Source organism: Micromonospora chaiyaphumensis, from assembly GCF_900091435.1.
In the GTDB taxonomy this organism is placed as follows: Bacteria; Actinomycetota; Actinomycetes; order Mycobacteriales; family Micromonosporaceae; genus Micromonospora; species Micromonospora chaiyaphumensis.
Genome location: NZ_FMCS01000006.1, coordinates 219,551 through 236,230 on the forward strand (window position 1 = coordinate 219,551; position 16,680 = coordinate 236,230).

General features: G+C 71.9%; 15 protein-coding genes and 1 tRNA gene. 5 read left to right on the forward strand and 11 right to left on the reverse strand.

The annotated features are described in order from the left end of the window. Positions 1 to 24: 24 nt before the first annotated feature. From pknB to GA0070214_RS18085, 7 genes are all read right to left on the reverse strand, one after another. Positions 25 to 1,842 (reverse strand): Stk1 family PASTA domain-containing Ser/Thr kinase, encoded by a 1,818-nt coding sequence (gene pknB / locus GA0070214_RS18055; RefSeq protein WP_091264688.1) that lies wholly within the window; start codon positions 1,840 to 1,842, stop codon positions 25 to 27. Further along, entirely contained in the window at positions 1,839 to 3,197 is a 1,359-nt protein-coding gene (locus GA0070214_RS18060; protein ID WP_091264691.1) for a serine/threonine-protein kinase, read from the reverse strand. The genes pknB and GA0070214_RS18060 overlap by 4 nt, the downstream gene beginning before the upstream one ends. Before the next feature lies 1 nt (position 3,198). Continuing rightward, complete coding sequence (locus GA0070214_RS18065; protein ID WP_091264694.1) at positions 3,199 to 4,701, reverse strand: peptidoglycan D,D-transpeptidase FtsI family protein; 1,503 nt, start codon at positions 4,699 to 4,701, stop codon at positions 3,199 to 3,201. Next, entirely contained in the window at positions 4,698 to 6,131 is a 1,434-nt protein-coding gene (locus GA0070214_RS18070) for an FtsW/RodA/SpoVE family cell cycle protein (RefSeq protein ID WP_208602821.1), read from the reverse strand. Before GA0070214_RS18070 ends, GA0070214_RS18065 begins: the two co-directional genes overlap by 4 nt. Before the next feature lie 85 nt (positions 6,132 to 6,216). Beyond that, a complete protein-coding gene (locus GA0070214_RS18075; protein ID WP_091264701.1) occupies positions 6,217 to 7,677 on the reverse strand; it encodes a PP2C family protein-serine/threonine phosphatase in 1,461 nt (486 codons plus the stop codon). Continuing rightward, positions 7,674 to 8,159: an FHA domain-containing protein FhaB/FipA gene (locus GA0070214_RS18080; RefSeq protein WP_091264705.1), complete on the reverse strand. Its 486-nt coding sequence runs from the start codon at positions 8,157 to 8,159 to the stop codon at positions 7,674 to 7,676. Before GA0070214_RS18080 ends, GA0070214_RS18075 begins: the two co-directional genes overlap by 4 nt. A 6-nt stretch (positions 8,160 to 8,165) precedes the next feature. Further along, a complete protein-coding gene (locus GA0070214_RS18085; protein WP_091265539.1) occupies positions 8,166 to 8,954 on the reverse strand; it encodes an FhaA domain-containing protein in 789 nt (262 codons plus the stop codon). Between the two features lie 209 nt (positions 8,955 to 9,163). Here GA0070214_RS18085 and GA0070214_RS18090 point away from each other — a divergent pair. The 3 genes from GA0070214_RS18090 to GA0070214_RS18100 all read left to right on the forward strand — a co-directional run bounded on the left by GA0070214_RS18090 (position 9,164) and on the right by GA0070214_RS18100 (position 11,233). Continuing rightward, a tRNA-Leu gene (locus GA0070214_RS18090) sits at positions 9,164 to 9,249 on the forward strand. A gap of 71 nt (positions 9,250 to 9,320) precedes the next feature. Next, positions 9,321 to 10,430: an NAD-dependent epimerase/dehydratase family protein gene (locus tag GA0070214_RS18095; RefSeq protein ID WP_208602814.1), complete on the forward strand. Its 1,110-nt coding sequence runs from the start codon at positions 9,321 to 9,323 to the stop codon at positions 10,428 to 10,430. Next, complete coding sequence (locus GA0070214_RS18100) at positions 10,427 to 11,233, forward strand: WecB/TagA/CpsF family glycosyltransferase (RefSeq protein WP_091264715.1); 807 nt, start codon at positions 10,427 to 10,429, stop codon at positions 11,231 to 11,233. Before GA0070214_RS18095 ends, GA0070214_RS18100 begins: the two co-directional genes overlap by 4 nt. A 64-nt stretch (positions 11,234 to 11,297) precedes the next feature. Here the strand turns inward: GA0070214_RS18100 and GA0070214_RS18105 are convergent, their stop codons facing one another. Further along, positions 11,298 to 13,307: a S8 family peptidase gene (locus GA0070214_RS18105; protein WP_091264718.1), complete on the reverse strand. Its 2,010-nt coding sequence runs from the start codon at positions 13,305 to 13,307 to the stop codon at positions 11,298 to 11,300. Positions 13,308 to 13,528: 221 nt separating this feature from the next. Between GA0070214_RS18105 and GA0070214_RS18110 the strand changes: the two genes are divergently transcribed. Next, positions 13,529 to 14,131: a hypothetical protein gene (locus GA0070214_RS18110; RefSeq protein WP_091264722.1), complete on the forward strand. Its 603-nt coding sequence runs from the start codon at positions 13,529 to 13,531 to the stop codon at positions 14,129 to 14,131. Here GA0070214_RS18110 and GA0070214_RS18115 read toward each other — a convergent pair. From GA0070214_RS18115 to GA0070214_RS18125, 3 genes are all read right to left on the reverse strand, one after another. Next, complete coding sequence (locus tag GA0070214_RS18115; protein ID WP_091264726.1) at positions 14,099 to 14,500, reverse strand: hypothetical protein; 402 nt, start codon at positions 14,498 to 14,500, stop codon at positions 14,099 to 14,101. The two genes, GA0070214_RS18110 and GA0070214_RS18115, sit on opposite strands and share 33 nt — an antisense overlap. Before the next feature lie 157 nt (positions 14,501 to 14,657). Beyond that, a complete protein-coding gene (locus GA0070214_RS18120) occupies positions 14,658 to 14,879 on the reverse strand; it encodes a DUF397 domain-containing protein (RefSeq protein ID WP_091264729.1) in 222 nt (73 codons plus the stop codon). Beyond that, complete coding sequence (locus GA0070214_RS18125; protein WP_091264733.1) at positions 14,849 to 15,730, reverse strand: helix-turn-helix domain-containing protein; 882 nt, start codon at positions 15,728 to 15,730, stop codon at positions 14,849 to 14,851. Before GA0070214_RS18125 ends, GA0070214_RS18120 begins: the two co-directional genes overlap by 31 nt. A gap of 627 nt (positions 15,731 to 16,357) precedes the next feature. Here GA0070214_RS18125 and GA0070214_RS18130 point away from each other — a divergent pair. Then, on the forward strand, positions 16,358 to 16,645 hold the full coding sequence (locus GA0070214_RS18130; RefSeq protein ID WP_091264736.1) for a hypothetical protein: 288 nt from the start codon (positions 16,358 to 16,360) through the stop codon (positions 16,643 to 16,645). Positions 16,646 to 16,680 lie beyond the last annotated feature (35 nt).

A 16,680-nucleotide genomic window follows, 5' to 3' on the forward strand; every position in this document is an offset into this window, starting at 1 on the left:
CTTCGCCTGTCCGGAGCTGATCGGTCAGGGCTGGTCGAGCCGGCCGGACGGCGTGGTCGGGAACGGGAAGCCACCCCCGGTGCCGGGGGAGCTCGGCGTCGCGCCCGGCGACGGAGTGCCGGGGCTGGCGCTGTCGGTCGGCTCGGGGAGCGGGGTGTCCACCTCGATCGTCACCGTCTCGCCCTTGGGCAGCTTGGTGCCGGCGCGCGGGCTCTGGGCACTGACCTTGCCCGCCTGGTCCGCGGGCACCTCGTCGCCGTCCCGGACGCGAACCTCGTAGCCGGCTTCCTTCAGCCGCTGCTCCGCCTGGTCCCGGGTGTAGCCCTTGACGTTGGGCACCTCGTTCACGTTGCCCTTCGAGACCTCGAGGGTCACCGTGCTGCCCTCGGCCACCGAGCTGCCCTCTTCGGGCGTCACGGCGACGACCTGACCCTCCGACTCGCTGCTGTTGACCTCCTTGCGATTCACGACGAGCTTCAGGTCCTTGAGGCGATCCTCGGCGCTCTTGAAGGTGCTGCCCTTGAGACCAGAAGGGATCTCCACTACGGGCTTGCCGCCGCAGATCTGGATCGTCACCGGGCTGTTCTTCGCCACCGACGCGCCCGATTGCGGGTTCTGGGCGGCGACCGTGTTCTTCGTGCAGTCGCTGCTGAGCACCGGCTCGCCGAGCGTCACCCGCAACCCCGCCCGCTGGAGGTCGGCGGTCGCCACCGCCTGGCTCTTGCCCTCCAACGGCGGCACGGAGACCTTCTCGGCGCCGGTCTGGTTGAGCCAGAGCGCCGTGGCCAGGGCGATCACCGCGAGCACGCCGAGCGCCGCGAAGGTGGCGATCACCCAGGCGGAGCTCTTGCGCTTGCGCGCGTCGCCGACCCGGGCGGGCGGCTGCTGGCGGGTCTGCGGGCCCATGACCTGGGTCTGCTGGTAGCCGCCGCCGGCCCCGGCCGGCGCCATCGGCATGGTCTCCTCGGCCGGCATGACCGGGGTGGCCAGCACCGGCCGGCCCGCAGCGGCGCGGAGCAGGTCCGCCCGCATCTCGCCGGCGCTCTGGTAGCGGTTCAGCGGGTTCTTCGACAGCGCCTTGAGGACGATGGCGTCCACGGCGGGGTTGACGTCCGGGTTGATGGTGCTCGGGGTGGGCGGCTGCTCCCGTACGTGCTGGTAGGCGACGCTGACCGGGCTGTCCCCGACGAACGGCGGGTGCCCGCAGAGCAGCTCGAACAGCACGCAGCCGGCCGCGTAGACGTCGGACCGCGCATCGACCGCCTCGCCGCGCGCCTGCTCCGGCGAGAGGTACTGCGCCGTGCCGATGACCGCGCTGGTCTGGGTCATGGTGGTGGCGCCGCTGGCCAGGGCCCGGGCGATGCCGAAGTCCATGACCTTGACCTGGCCGGTCTGGGTGAGCATCACGTTGCCGGGCTTGATGTCCCGGTGGATGATCCCGTGCCGGTGGCTGAACTCCAGCGCCGCGCACATGTCGGCGCAGATCTCCAGCGCCCGGCGCGGCTGGAGCCGGCCCTCGGCGCCCAGCACCTCCTTGAGGGTCCGCCCGTTGACGAACTCCATCACGATGAACGGCAGTGTCTCGCCGGTCGGGGCGGTCTCCTCGCCGGTGTCGTACACCGCGACGATGGCCGGGTGGTTCAGCGAGGCGGCGTTCTGCGCCTCCCGGCGGAACCGCATCTGGAAGGTCGCGTCCCGGGCCAGGTCGGCGCGGAGCATCTTGATCGCGACATCCCGACCGAGCCGGAGATCGCGACCACGGTGCACCTCCGCCATGCCGCCGTAGCCGAGCAGCTCGCCGACCTGGTACCTGCCACCGAGCAGGCGGGCCTGCGCTGTCATCGCGTCTCTCGTCCTTCGCTCGTCGTCGTCTCGCCGGCAGCCGGCTGGAGCCGTACCCCACGACGGTACGACGTGGGAACCGCATAGTCGCCCCCGTGGGCCCGCACCGCGCCGGAGGTCACGCTCACCGGAACGAGCGCGCCGGGGTCACCGGCTGCCGCGTTCTTCCGGTAGTAGTACGAAATCACGCCCGAGCAGAGCACGACCAGCACGGCCACCACGATGGCGGCCACCCAGCGCCCGGCTGTGGAGCGGCGGGGTGCCGGCGGCGGCGGAGCGACCGGCGGCCGGGCGTACCCGAGCGGGTTGTGCTGCCGGGGCGGTGGGACGGCCGCCGCGCCGCGCGGCGCCACCGGGGGGCGGGGCGGCGGGGCGGGCTGCGCCACGGCGGCCGGGCGGGCCGCCACCGGCGGGCGGGCGGCCACCGCGGGCGGGTGGGGCTGCGGCCGCGTGGCCGTGGGGACCTGCGCGCGGGCCGCCGGCGCGGCCGGCGAGGCGGGTACGCCGGAGATGGGGCGGCCGCCCCGCGCCTGCTGCGACAGGGCGAGCTTGGCCTGCCGGGCGACGCTCGCCAGGGCGGCGGCGCTGGGCCAGCGGGCCGCCGGGTCCTTCGCGAGGGCCCGCTCGACGATGGCCCGGACCTGCGGCGGGATGTCGGCGGGAAGCGGCCGGGGCGTCTCGCGCACGTGCTTCATGGCGATCTCGAGCGGGTTGTCCCCCTCGAACGGTCGCCGGCCGGCCAGGCACTGGTACGCGACCACGCCGAGCGCGTAGACGTCGGAGGCGGGGGTGGCGACGGCGCCGGTGGCCTGCTCGGGCGAGATGTAGGAGGCGGTGCCGAGCACCGAGCCGGCGGCGGTGAGCTGGCCGACCAGGTCGGAGCGGGCGATGCCGAAGTCGGTGAGCACCAGCGTGCCGTTCGGCCGGACCAGGAGGTTGCCGGGCTTCACGTCCCGGTGCACGATGCCCTTCTCGTGCGCGGCGTGCAGCGCGTCGGCGGCCTGGGCCAGCAGGGCCATGGTGCGGGCCGGGGTGAGCCGGCCGACCCGGCTCAGCGTCGAGGAGAGCGCGTCGCCCTCCACGTACTCCATGACCAGGAAGGCGATCTGCTGGTCGCTGCCGAAGTCGTAGACGTCGACCACGCCGGGGTGGTTGATGGTGGCCATGGTGCGCGCCTCGCCGCGGAACCGCTCGGCGAAGCCCGGCTCGTCGAGCAGAGCGGGGAGCAGGCTCTTGACAGCGACGGTACGGCCCAGCACCTGGTCGGTGCCGCGCCAGACGTCACCCATGCCACCGCTGGCGATCCGCTCGTCGAGGCGGTAGCGGTTGCCGAGCTGCACACCCGGGCTGAGCATGTCAGCGGCCTTCCGCGATGGCCGCCGCCATGATCCGGCCGCCGATCCGGGCCGCCTCGGCGCTGCCGCCGCTGCCCGCCTGCTCCAGCTCCACGCACACCGCCGAGACCGGGGTGCCGTTCTTGTCCAGGGCGAAGCCGATGAACCAGCCGTGGTCGGGGGTGTTCGGGCCGGACTGGGCCGTGCCGGTCTTGCCGCCCACGGTGTAGCCCTCGATGGCGGCCTTCCGGCCGGTGCCCTCTTTGACCACGTTGACCATCATGTCCCGCAGGTCGCCGGCGACCTGACCACTGACCGGCTGGCGCAGCTCGCGCGGCTTCGCGGCGTCGTAGACGGTGGTGCGGTCCGGGCCGAGCAGCTGCTTGACCAGGTAGGGCCGCATCTGGCTGCCGCCGTTGGCGACCGTGGCGGCGATGAGCGCGCCCTGCAGCGGGGTCATCCGCACGTCGCGCTGGCCGATGGAGGACTGGGCCAGGGCGGCCGGGTCGGTGCCGCCACCCGGCGCGGTCATCTCACCGGTGCGGCTGGCCGCCACCGGCAGGCCGCCCTTCTCGCCGGACTCGCCCACAGAGAGGTCGTCCTGCTCGAAGCCGAACTGGCGGGCCTTCTCCTTGATCTTGTCCGCGCCGAGCCGGACGCCGAGCTGGGCGAAGCCGGTGTTGCAGGAATCCGTCACCGCTTCCCGCAGCGTGACCTGGGCCTCCGGGCAGATCGACGGGGCGGCGTTGCGGATCGGCTGGCCGGAGGTGGGCGGCGTGTAGCTCGACCCGGCGGGGATCTCGGTCTGCTGGGTGACGCCGTTCTCCAGCGCCGCCGCGGCCACCACGATCTTGAAGGTGGAGCCGGGCGGCAGGGTCTCGGCGAGCGCCCGGTTCGCCAGCGGCCGATCCTTGTCCTTGTCGAGCTTGTTGTATTCCGCCGTGGCCTCGTTGGTGTCGTGGCTGGCCAGCGGGTTCGGGTCGAAGCTCGGCATGGACACCAGGGCCTGCACGGCCCCGGTCCGCGGGTCGATGGCGATGGCCGCACCCCGCCTGGCCCCGACCTGGTTGTCGTTGAGCTGCTTGTACGCCGTCTCCTGGGCCCGCTTGGACAGCGTCAGCAGCACGTTGCCGCCACCGGTCTGGTCGCCGGTGAACATGTCCTTGATCCGGTTGGCGATGAGCTGGTCGCTGGTGCCGGCGAGGAAGTCGTTCTCCAGCCGTTCGATGCCGGTGTCGCCCAGGTTGACCGGCTTGTAGCCGAGCACGTGCGCGTACATGGCCCCGCCGGGATAGCTGCGCTGGAACTTCAGCTTCCCGCTGGTCTCCTTGCTGAGCGCGACGGCGGTGCCGCCGACCTCGATGTTGCCGCGCTTGCGCTCATATTCGGCGACCTGGACCCGGCCGTTGTAGTCGCTGTTGCGGTATTCGTCGGCCTTGTAGGCCTGGATCCAGTTCAGGTTGGCGAAGAGCAGCCCGAAAAGGATCATGACGACGACGCCGACGCGGCGCAGGGGTGCGTTCACGGCCGGATCACCTCCGTGGGGGCACCGTGCAGCTGCTCCGGCGGGCCCCCCGACGGCCGGGCCGCCGGGCCGCCGCCTCCGGTCACCGGCCGGCGGGCGCCGTCGGAGACCCGGAGCAGCACCGCGATGAGCAGCCAGTTCGCCATCAGCGAGGAGCCACCGGCGGAGAGGAACGGGGTGGTCTGGCCGGTCAGCGGGATGAGCTTGCTGATCCCGCCGACGATCACGAAGACCTGGAGGCCCAGGGTGAAGGCCAGGCCGCCGGCGAGCAGCTTGCCGAACGAGTCCCGGACCGCCAGCGCGGCACGCAGCCCCCGCTCGACGATCAGCAGGTAGACCACCAGCAGCGCGGAGAGCCCGAACAGGCCGATCTCCTCACCGATGCCGGCGAAGATGAAGTCGGTCTGCACCTCGGGCAGCAGGGTCGGCTGGCCGCCGCCCGGGCCGGCCCCGAACAGGCCGCCGGTGCCGAGCGTGAGCAGGCCCTGGACGAGCTGGTAGCCCCGGTCGTACGGCTCGGCGAAGGGGTCCAGCCAGATCTGCGCCCGGTCGTAGAAGTTGGCGAACGGGCCGCCCACCGTGCTGCCCAGCACGTACGCCAGGTAGGCGCCGCCGAAGAACAGGATCAGGCCGATGAGCAGCCAGCTCACCCGTTCGGTGGCGATGTAGAGCGTCACCACGAACATGCCGAAGTAGAGCAGCGACGTGCCCAGGTCCTTCTCGAAGACCAGCACCAGGAGGCTGATCAGCCAGACCACGAGGACCGGGCCGAGGTCCCGGCCGCGCGGGAAGTCGACGCCGAGCACCCGGCGGCTGGCCAGCGAGAGCACCTCGCGCTTGCGGACCAGGTAGTAGGCGAAGAAGGCGAGCAGGGCCAGCTTGGCGAACTCACCCGGCTGGATCGAGAACCCGCCGAGGCGGATCCACAGCTTCGCGCCGTTGATCTCGGAGAACCGCCCCGGCAGCACCGCCGGGATCATCACCAGCACGATGCCGGCCAGACCCAGGGTGTACGCGTAGCGCGACAGCGAGCGGTGGTCCCGCATGATCGCCAGCAGGGCGGCGGCGAGGATCACCGCGCCCAGCGTCCAGGCGAGCTGGCGGCCGCCGGTGCCGGCGAAGATGGCGAGGCTCTCCCGCTGCTCGGGAGCGGCCTTCGCCAGGTCGTAGCGGCGCAGGAAGCCCACGCCGATGCCGTTGAGCAGGGCGACCGCCGGCAGCAGCGCCGGGTCGGCGAACGGCGCCAGCCACCGGATCACCAGGTGCAGGCCCAGGAAGACCAACCCCAGCGCGGCGGCCGGGATCCAGAAGTCCGGGGTGACGGTGTCCAGCACGTTGGCCTCGACCGTCGCCGCGTACGCCGCCACCAGGACCATGGCGAGCAGGAGCAGGGACAGCTCGGCGTTGCGCCGGGACCGGGCCAGGCGCACGCCGGGCTGCTCGCCCGTCGAGGCGGGCGAGGCGGCCGGTGCGGCGGCTGCGGTCACGGACGTGTCCTCGGGATCGAGCCGGTGCTCACTCGGGCGACCGGCAGCCGGTCGGGTCGACCGGCGAGACCGTGTCGGAGGGGACGGCGTCGGGCGTGGTGGTCGGCGTCGCCGTGGGCGTCGTGCCCGGGGTGGCGGTGGCCGTGGCCGTGGCCGTGCCCGTGGCCGGCGGGGCGGCGCTGCCGCTGATCGCCGGGGCCAGCGAGCCGCCGGTCACGGACGGGGTCGGGGTCGGGGTGGCCGCACCCGCCGTCGGGCTGGGCGGGCACAGCGGCTTCAGGTTCGGGTTGGCCGGGTCGTCGCTGGTCAGCTCGGCCAGCCGGCGCTCGGCGTCCGGCTCGCTGCGCGCCTGGATGCCCTGCTTGACCTGCTCCTGGGCGGCCTGGGTGAGGTCGTCGAGCTTGGCGTCGCTGGTGGCGTGCACGTTGGACAGGTCGAGCCCGGCGACCTGGCCCGGGACCCCGCGGAACACGGCGAGCTGCCCGTCGTCGGTGGCGCCGACGTAGTACTGCCGCTGCGTGTAGCTCCACCCACCGAACAGGCCGCCGCCGACGATGACCAGCAGCGCCAGCAGCATGGCCGCGGTGCGCAGCGGGTGCCCACGCCGTCGCTCGGGCTCGTCGTGGTTGTCGGTCGGTTCCTCCGGCGCGGGCGCGCGGGGAGCCGACAGCGCCGAGGCGCGGGCCGCCGGGGTGGAGACGTCGGCCGAGGTGGCCATCCCGCGGTCCCGGGCGGCGGCGCCGCCGACGATCGGGGAAGCCTCGACGATGTCCTGGTCGGTGGCGTCGGCGATGATCACGGTGATGTTGTCCGGGCCGCCACCGCGCAGGGCGAGCTGCACGAGGCGCTCCACGCACTGCTGCGGGTCCGTGTACTCCCGCATGGTGTCGCCGATGGTGTCCGCGCTCACCACGCCGGAGAGGCCGTCCGAGCAGATCAGGTAGCGGTCACCCGGGAGCACCTGCCGGACGCTGTATTCCGGGTCGATGTCCCGGCCGTCCAGAGCGCGGGTGAGCAGCGAGCGCTGGGGGTGGCTGCTCGCCTCCTCCGCGCTGATCCGGCCCTCGTCGACGAGCATCTGGACGTACGTGTCGTCCTTCGTGATCTGGGCGAACTCACCGTTGCGCAGGAGATAGGCCCGCGAGTCACCGATGTGGACCATGCCGAGCTTGCTGCCCGAGAAGAGGGTCGCGGTGAGCGTGGTGCCCATCCCCTCCAGCTGCGGGTTGGCGTCCACGGTGTCGCGGAGCTGTTGGTTGGCGGTGCCGACGGCGGAACGCAGCGCGTCGACGAGGGCGTCCCCGGGGACGTCCTCGTCCAGGGGCGCCATGGCACCGATGACGATGTTGCTGGCGACGTCACCGGCGGCCATGCCGCCCATGCCGTCGGCAACGGCAAGAAGCCGCGGCCCGGCGTAGACGGAATCCTGGTTCCCGTCTCGGATCAGACCGCGGTCACTGTGGGCCGCATAGCGCAGGGTCAGAGTCATGGCCGTAATTCGAGGGAAGTGCGGCCGATCCGGATCGGCACGCCGAGGGGGACGGGGGTTGGTCCGGTGACCTTAGCGCGATCCAGGTAGGTGCCGTTAGTCGATCCGAGGTCCTCGACGAACCACTGCCCCTCGCGCGGCACGAGCCGGGCGTGCCGCGCCGAGGCGTAGTCGTCGGTGATCACCAGCGTGGAGTCCTCGGCCCGACCGATGGTGATCTGAGCCTCGCCGAGGGTGATCCGGGTGCCGGCCAGCTGGCCGGCGGTGACCACCAGCTGGTGCGCCGCCCTGCCCCGCTTCACCTTCGCCGGCTTCGCCGGCTGCCCGGTCGAGGCCCCGACCGCGCGCGGGGCGGCCACCAGGCGGCCCGACCGGGCCCCCGCGAAGAGGTCCCGCCGGATCACGCCGACCACCGTGAACACGAAGATCCACAGCAGGATGAGGAACCCGAACCGGGCGACGGTGATGACGAGTTCCGGCAACGGGGGTCAGCCGTCCACGCGGAAGGTCAGGGTGGTCGTGCCCAGCTGGATCATGTCGCCCGGGTTGAGGGCGACCGCGGAGACGCGCTGGCCGTTGACCATCGTGCCGTTGGTGGAGCCGAGGTCGGTCAGCACGACCTGGCCGCCGTCGAAGTCCAGCCGGGCGTGGCGGCGGGAGATGCCGACGTCGGGCAGGCGCAGGTTGGCCTGGTCGCCGCGGCCGATCACCGTCGAGCCCATCTGGAGGGGGTAGGTGCGGCCGTCGCCGGAGACCAGGCGGACGTTGCGGCCGGCACCGTGCCCCGGCGGCGGGCCGTAGCCGCCACCCTGGTCGTAGGCGGGGTAGGCCGGGCCGGCGTCGTAGCCGCCGGGCGCGGAGACCGGGGCGACGTCGCCGCCGGTGTAGACCTCCGCGGTGACCCGGAACATGCCGGTGTCCAGCCCCTCACCACGCTCGACCTCGACGATCACGTCGCCGTAGACCGTCCACGCCTGCTCGCCGATGAACTCCGCCTGCGACTGGGCCAGTTCCTGGGCCAGCGCGGCGGCGTACGGCGCCAGCCGACTGTGGTCGTACGGCGAGAGATCGATCACGTAGCGGTTGGGCACCAACGTGCGCCCACCGGCCAGGATCGCCTTGTGCGCCTCGGCCTCCCGCTGCATGGCGTTGAGGATCTCCACGGGGTGGACCACCCCTTTGAAGACCTTGGCGAAGGCCCCCTCGACCAGGCCTTCCAGACGCTTCTCGAAGCGTTGCAGCACGCTCACCGGCTCCTCCTCGGGTCCCGAGGCAATGATGGTATCCGGACACCGCCTCCGCAGCTCACACGCCGCTCGGCCGGCAGCCGGCGGCCCGTTCGTGACCAGCCCCGCGGACGTGCTAAAGTTTCGTCCGCCACGAACGGTGATCGCTCGTGGCGATGACCGGGAACAGCGTAATATGTCCGGGCACCCGCCGCAGGCGGCGGGAGCGGGATGAGATACGGTGTTGCAGGTCAAGCCACGGGGAAGTGGCGGAATGGCAGACGCGCACGGTTCAGGTCCGTGTGCCCGAAAGGGCGTGGGGGTTCAACTCCCCCCTTCCCCACCATCACGAGGGCTCCGCAATCAGCGGGGCCCTCGCGCCATATCGGGGCGTGCCGGACATCACGCTATGCTCCGATGGTTTCCCTGCCCCCGATGGACCAGGAGTGGCGTGTGAGTGTCGCGTTGGTGACCGGTTCGGGCGGTCTGATCGGCTCCGAGGCGGCCCGGCACTTCGCCGGCCTCGGCCTCGACGTGGTCGGCATCGACAACGACATGCGGCGGTACTTCTTCGGCGAGGACGGCTCGACCGCCTGGAGCCTCGACCGCCTCGCCGGCGAGCTGGGCCGCGCCTACACCCACCACGCCGTCGACATCCGCGACCGGGACGGCCTGGAGCAGGTCTTCAAGAAGTACGGCTCGGACATCGCCGTGGTGATCCACAGCGCCGCCCAGCCGAGTCACGACTGGGCCGCCAAGGAGCCGTACACCGACTTCGACGTCAACGCCGGCGGCACCCTCAACGTGCTGGAGAACACCCGGCGGCACGCCATCGACGCGCCGTTCATCCACTGTTCGACCAACAAGGTCTACGGCGACCGCCCGAACACCCTGCCGCTGGTCGAGCTGGAGACGCGCTACGAACTGCCGGAGGACCACCCCTGGTACGACGGCATCACCGAGGACATGTCGATCGACGAGTCGCTGCACTCGATCTTCGGCGCCTCCAAGGTCGCCTCGGACGTGATGGTCCAGGAGTACGGCCGGTATTTCGACATGAAGACCGCCTGCTTCCGGGGCGGCACGCTGACCGGCCCGGCGCACTCCGCCGCCGAGCTGCACGGCTTCCTGGCCTACCTGATGCGCTGCGTGATGGAGGGCCGGACGTACAACCTCTTCGGCTACAAGGGGAAGATGGTCCGGGACGCCATCCACTCGCGGGACGTGCTCACCGCGTTCGAGGCGTTCTTCCGCGAGCCGCGCTCGGCGCAGGTCTACAACCTCGGCGGGGGCCGGCACTCGAACACCTCGCACATCGAGGCCTTCCGGATCGCCGAGGAGATCACCGGCCGGGTGGCGAAGATCAACTACGTCGAGCAGGCCCGCACCGGCGACCACCAGTGGTACGTCAGCAGCATGGCCCGGTTCGAGGAGCACTACCCGAACTGGAAGATCACCTACGACGTGCCGATGATCCTCCGCGAGATCTACGAGGCGAACGTCGACAAGTGGGTGCCGAAGGTATGACCACCGGCACCAAGCGGAACGTGCTCGGCGTACTCGTCGACGCCACCGACTACGCCCGGGCGACCGAGGCCGTGGTGACGGCGGCGCACGAGCGCCGTCCGCTGGCCCTCACCGCGCTGGCGGTGCACGGCGTGATGACCGGGGTGCTCGACCGGGCGCACAACGCACGGCTCAACTCCTTCGACGTTGTGACGCCCGACGGGCAGCCGGTGCGCTGGGCGCTCAACCTGCTCCACGGCGCCGGCCTCACCGACCGGGTCTACGGGCCGGAGCTCACCCTCCGGGTGCTGGCGCGCTTCGCCGACGAGGGGCTGCCGGTCTACCTCTACGGCTCCACCGAGGAGACCCTGTCCCGCCTGGTCCCGGCCCTGGAGCGGAAGTTCCCGGCGCTGAAGATCGCCGGTGTCGAGGCTTCCAAGTTCCGGTCGCTCCAGCCGGGCGAGGACGCCGAGATCGCCGACCGGATCAAGGCCAGCGGGGCGCGCCTCGTCCTGGTCGGGCTGGGCTGCCCCCGGCAGGAGATCTTCACGTACGCCATGCGCCCGCTGCTGGACATGCCGCTGATGGCCGTCGGCGCGGCGTTCGACTACCACGCCGGGCTGCTGCGTAACCCGCCGCCGTGGATGCAGCGCGCCGGTCTGGAGTGGTTCTGGCGGCTCGGCCTGGAGCCCAAGCGGCTCTGGCGCCGCTACGTCATCCTCAACCCGGCCTACCTGGCCCGGCTGGCCGCGCAGAAGACCGGCGTGTGGAAGGCCGCCCCGCCGCCCCCGGCCACGGAACGCCTCACCACCTTCGACGTCTGAGCCCGCGACGACGTCCGGCGGCCACCCCGAGGGGGACCGCCGGACGCCGGTGGGAGAGGTTGGCTCAGGAGACGTTCACCCCCGTGTCGTCGATGACGAACGAGGTCTGCAGCGAGGAGTCCTCGGTGCCGGTGAACTTCAGGGTGATGTTCTGGCCGGCGTAGCCGGCCAGGGAGAAGGACTTCTGGCTGTAGCCGGTGGCCTTGTTCAGGTTGGAGTAGGTCGCCAGGGTCGCCAGCACGGTGCCGGCGGAGTTGAGCACCTGCACGGTCAGCTTGTCGTACTGGACGCTGCTGGTGGTCTCGGCCGAGTCGATGTGCAGCCAGAACGTGAAGTTGTAGCTGGTGCAGCCGGCCGGCAGGCTCACCGACTGGGACAGCGTGTCGGTGTGGGTGCTGCCGTAGCCGTCCAGCCACGCGTTCCACGTCCCGGTACGCGGCGGCTGGCCGGAGGAGCCGTACTGGCCGATCACACCCGAGGTCGACGACCACACGGTGTTACCCGACTCGAAGCCCGGGTTCCCGAGCTTCTGACCCGCACCCGTGCAGCCGCCGGCACCGGTGACCGTCAGTGAGTACGTCGCCGTCTTCGTGCCCGACGCCGCGGAGCCGGTGATCGTCACCGGGTAGGTGCCGGCCGGGGTGCTCGCCGACGTGGCGATGGTGAGCGTGGACGAGCCGCCCGAGGTCACCGAGGCCGGGCTGAACGACGCGGTGGCGCCGCTCGGCAGGCCGCTCGCCGAGAGGCTGACGGTCTGCGCGGAGCCGTTGGTGGTGGCGGTCGCGACGGTGGCGGTCACCGAGCCGCCCGGCGCGGTCGAGCCGGAGGTGGGCGAGACCGAGACGGAGAAGTCGTTGGTCGGCGGCGGGGTCGTGCCGTTCACCACGAAGAGCAGCCGGTTCGGCGTGCCGGTGCCCACGTTGGTCACCACGTTCGGGGTGGCGTTGTTGACCAGGCTGTCCCGCACCTGTTGCGGGCTCCACGACGGATTCGCCGAGAGGACGAGGGCTGCCGCGCCGGCCACGTGCGGCGACGCCATCGAGGTGCCGCTGATCGTGTTCGTCGCGGAGGTGCCGGTGTACCAGGCCGAGGTGATGTTGACCCCCGGCGCCAGGATGTCGACGCAGGTGCCGTAGTTGGAGAAGCTCGCGGCGGCGTCGTTGTTCTGCGTCGCCCCGACCGTGATCGCCGACGCGACCCGGGCCGGGGAGTAGTTGCAGGCGTTCTGCCGGTTGCCCAGGATGTCGCCGTTGCCGGCCGCCACGGCGTACGTGATGCCGGAGTTGATGGAGTTGGTGACCGCGGTGTCGATGGAGCTGTTGGCGGAGCCGCCGAGGCTCATGTTCGCCACGGCCGGCTTCACCGCGTTCGCGGTGACCCAGTCGATGCCGGACACGACCTGGGCGTTGGTGCCGCTGCCCTGGCAGTTGAGCACCCGGACACCGACGATCTGGACGCCCTTCGCCACCCCGTACGAGGAGCCGCCCACCGTGCCCGCGACGTGCGTGCCGTGTCCGTTGCAGTCGTCGGCGGAGCCGCCGTCCACCGCGTCGAAGCCGGAGACGGCCCGGCCGCCGAAGTCGTTGTGCCCGAACAGCACGCCGGTGTCGATGATGTAGGCGCGCACGTTGCCGGCCGTGTTCGGGTAGGTGTAGGAGCTGTTCAAGGGCAGGTTCCGCTGGTCGATCCGGTCCAGGCCCCAGGACGGCGGGTTCGTCTGGGTGCCGGCGATGGTGACCGTGTGGTTCTGTTCGACGTACGCCACGGCGGGGTCGGCCGCGATCCGCGCGGCGGCCTTCGCACCGACGGTGAGCTCGAAGCCGCGCAACGCGGCTCGCCAGGTGCGGGCGACGGTGCCGCCGTGCCGGGCGGTGAGCCGCTGCGCGGTCTCGGTGACCCGGCTCGGGGCGACGGCGCTGTCCTTCAGGATGACGAGGTAGCTGTCGGCCACCGCGGTGGGACCACCGGCGGCGCGAATCGCGCCGGTGGCTTCGGCGGCCGAGGCGGGTGACGCGGCCGCGAGCATGGTCAGGGCGGCCATTCCGACGAGTACGGACCTGTGTGGGAGACCCATCTCCCTACCTCCCTCCGACCGGCACAGGACCGTCCGCCCGGTGAGGCACAGGCGAATCGACGCTGACCGATCGTTAAGAGGCTAGGTCAGCAGTGGAAACACTGTGAAGATTCCGGATCCGCCATAACGCCGATGGGATGACCCCTACGGGAGGGCGTACGGGAGGAACCGGGGTGCCGTCCCGGATTCGGTGCCCGTCGATCCGGACCAGGCTGGGGACCATGGACGAGCCTCTCACCGTGCTGCTCCCCGTCGCCGCCGTCTGGCTGGCCGCCGGCGTGGTGGCGGACGGGCTGCCCCGGCTGGACCGCGCCCGCGCGCTGCGACGGCGTACCGGCTGGTTGTCCGCCCTGGTCCTCACCGGCCTGGCGCTGACCACGGCCGTCCTCGCGGTGGGCCTGCAGAGCGCCGGCACCACGGCGCTCGACCGGGCCGCCGCCGGGCTCACCCTCGCGGCGGCTCCGGCGCTGGCCGTCGCGGTCTGCACGGTACGCCGGGTCCGATGGCTGCGGGCCGGCGCGGGCGCGTTCGCCGCCGCGCCGGACACCCCGGCCCCGCACGGGCTGCGGGCCGCCGCGGCGCACCCGCTCATCGGGCTGCCGCTCCAGGTGACCGCCCTGGCGGCGGTCGGCGCCGTGCTGCCGGCCGCGGGCATCGACCTGTTCGCGACGCCGGCCGTCGCCGGACCCGCGATCACCGTCGCGGTGCTCGGTGTGATCGCGATCGGGGTACGCCACGCCCTGCGGCACAACCGCCTGGCCGAGCGGGCGCTGCCGCCGGCCGCCGCGGTGTCAGCGCGGGCGGCCCGTCCCCTGCACGTATAGCAGCTCCAGGATCGCCCGGGTCGCCTCGAACCAGCGGTCCAGCCAACCGGGCGGCGGGACGCTGCCCTTCGGCGGCAGCTCCATGAGCAGCCCGCGCAGCAGCGGATGGTCCACGAGGGACTCCGGCTGCTCCATCGGCCAGCCGGTCGGCGGGAAGGACGGCTCGGTGAGCGGGTTCGGGTCGAGCGACGGCAGGGAGAGCGGCGGCCCGGCCTGATCCGGGGCGGCCGTGTCCCGGCCCCCGATCTCGGCGTCGCCCGAGCCCACCTCGGTGAGGACGCTGTCGCGGCGTGCCCCGCGGTACTTGCCACCGAACCGCTCGGGCTTGCCCGGGCCGCTGGTCAGATTCTCCGAACCGATCGTCGTCATCCGTCTCGCCTGCCTCGCTCGGTTGCCGATCTGTGCGGTTCAACGAGGCGGGACGGAACTGGCGACGGGTGCCCGCGACGGGCCCGACGCGGACGGCATGGTCCCGCCCGGCGACGCTGCCGGGCGGGACCACGGTCTGAAAGGGGGCGGCACCGGATCAGTTCCCGGCGAACGCACCGCCCCTTGCGCCGGCGACGAAGGCGTGCCAGTCACCGGGGGCGAAGACCAGGGCCGGGCCCGTCCTGTCCTTCGAGTCCCGGACGCCGACCGCCCCGGTCACGTACGCGACCTCCACGCAGTTGTCACAGTTCGGCCCGCTCTTCGAGCTCTTGAACCACGTCGCCTGCGTCAGGTCCACGGGGAACTCCTTGGTCGCCATTTCCACAACGGCTCCTCTGCCAGTTTTGCGATGTGTGCGATGGATTCCTCCGGGCGAATGGCCGCTGCTCGAATGTGATCGAAGATGAAGCTGTACTTCTGTAGCTCGTCGCTCTTCTCGAGGAAGAGCCCACCCGTGGCGTTCTCCGCGTACACGACATCGGGATCACTCGGTTCGGGGAAGCTGAGGATCGTGAAGGTTCCGTCCATGCCGGCGTGCGCGCCCACCTCGAAGGGCAGGACCTGCAACGTCACGTTCGGCAGTTCGGCAATCTCCACCAGCCGTTTGAGCTGGCCACGCATCACCGCGTCGCCGCCAACCGGCCGGCTCAGCACCGCCTCATCGAGCACCACCCACAGATCGACCGGATCGTCCTGGGTCAACAACGACTGACGGCCCAGTCGGACACGCACCCGCTGTTCGACCTGTTCGGCGGTGAAGTCCGGCCGAGCGGCCCGGATCATCGCCCCCGCGTACTCCTCGGTCTCCAACAGGCCCGGCACGACCTGCTGTTCATAGGCCCGGATCGAGCTGGCCGCCGCCTCCAGTCCCACGTACGCCCCGACCAGCACCGTGCTGTACGGATGCCACCAGCCCTTCTGCCGGGCCTCGCGAGCGATCTGCACCAGCTCGTCGCTCTCGGCGCCGACCACCCCGTAGATGCGGAGCATGTCCCGCACGTCCCGCGGGGTGGCCGTGGTGTGGCCGGTCTCGATACGGGAGATCTTGGAGGCCGAACACTCCAACTGCTCGGCGACCGTCTCGATGGTGACGCCGGCGGCTTCACGCTGCCGGCGGAGTTCCGCCCCCAGGCGCCGACGCCGGATGGTCGGGCTGCGCCGCTCGCTCACGACGGCACCCCACGGGTCGATGGACGGGGATTCCCACTCCTCGCGCGCACCCGGCTACCTCCGGTCGGTCGCGCCCGTCTACACGCCCGCCGGGGCGCGACCGGCGTACGGCGGGCGAGCGTTCGCGGCAGGGGGTGGTGCCGGTCATCGACCGGCCGCGACGGGCGAAACCGGCGTCCAGTGTGCCGCCCCGGGACCTGAGGCTTCAAGCGTCCCGTTCACGTGTCGTGCTCGCGTATCGGCAAAAGTCGACGTGCAACTTGCATGAAGCACGTCGCTGATGCACTCTGTCGGTATGGCACGGGTTACTCACCGTCTTCGCATGATCTCCGGGCGTGGTCGCACCACGGGCCGCGGGACGGCGGGAGGGGAGCCGTCCCGCGCCCTGCGACCTGCCCCGGGGTGAAGACCCCGCCGCTGCACGCCAGCTTGGCTGTGGCGACGGGAGCGATAGCCGGGAGCAGCCGGGTGATGGTCGGGTGGCGGTCCGCCACCGCGGGTACGGCCCGACCAGCACCGACCCACTGATCCGCCGGTCCACGAGGTAGATCCCCCGTCACCGGACCGACCCTTCCCCCGATCAGCCTCGCCGGCCCGTCCGCCGGCCGATCCTTCCCAGGAGCCCATGTGCTTCCCCGCTCCGGTGACGTACTGCACGTGACTCGCGCGGCGAGTGTCCAGTTCCTCCGACCGATCATGTTCCGGGTGATCCGGGTGCTCGACCTGCCGACCTACGACGGTTGGCTCTGGCTCGACGGCTACGAGTTGAACGCGGCGGGGGACGCGGTCAACCGGCGGTCGATCTTCGTTCAGCAGGAGGGGCTGCGGCACCTGCAGGCCGCGCCGGCCCCGCGTCCGCACACCGTCCGGACGGCCCGCCGTCCGGTTGCCCGGACCCCGGTCCGGGTCGGCTGACCTCACGTTTCCCGGCCGGGGGGCGTGCCGCCGCC

Excerpts from the sequence above, each read along its gene's own strand:
- pknB (WP_091264688.1), bottom strand. The coding sequence starts at position 1,842 with ATGACAGCGCAGGCCCGCCTGCTCGGTGGCAGGTACCAGGTCGGCGAG.
- GA0070214_RS18060 (WP_091264691.1), bottom strand. The coding sequence starts at position 3,197 with ATGCTCAGCCCGGGTGTGCAGCTCGGCAACCGCTACCGCCTCGACGAG.
- GA0070214_RS18075 (WP_091264701.1), bottom strand. The coding sequence starts at position 7,677 with ATGACTCTGACCCTGCGCTATGCGGCCCACAGTGACCGCGGTCTGATC.
- GA0070214_RS18095 (WP_208602814.1), top strand. The coding sequence starts at position 9,321 with ATGGTTTCCCTGCCCCCGATGGACCAGGAGTGGCGTGTGAGTGTCGCG.
- GA0070214_RS18100 (WP_091264715.1), top strand. The coding sequence starts at position 10,427 with ATGACCACCGGCACCAAGCGGAACGTGCTCGGCGTACTCGTCGACGCC.
- GA0070214_RS18105 (WP_091264718.1), bottom strand. The coding sequence starts at position 13,307 with ATGGGTCTCCCACACAGGTCCGTACTCGTCGGAATGGCCGCCCTGACC.
- GA0070214_RS18110 (WP_091264722.1), top strand. The coding sequence starts at position 13,529 with ATGGACGAGCCTCTCACCGTGCTGCTCCCCGTCGCCGCCGTCTGGCTG.
- GA0070214_RS18115 (WP_091264726.1), bottom strand. The coding sequence starts at position 14,500 with ATGACGACGATCGGTTCGGAGAATCTGACCAGCGGCCCGGGCAAGCCC.
- GA0070214_RS18120 (WP_091264729.1), bottom strand. The coding sequence starts at position 14,879 with ATGGCGACCAAGGAGTTCCCCGTGGACCTGACGCAGGCGACGTGGTTC.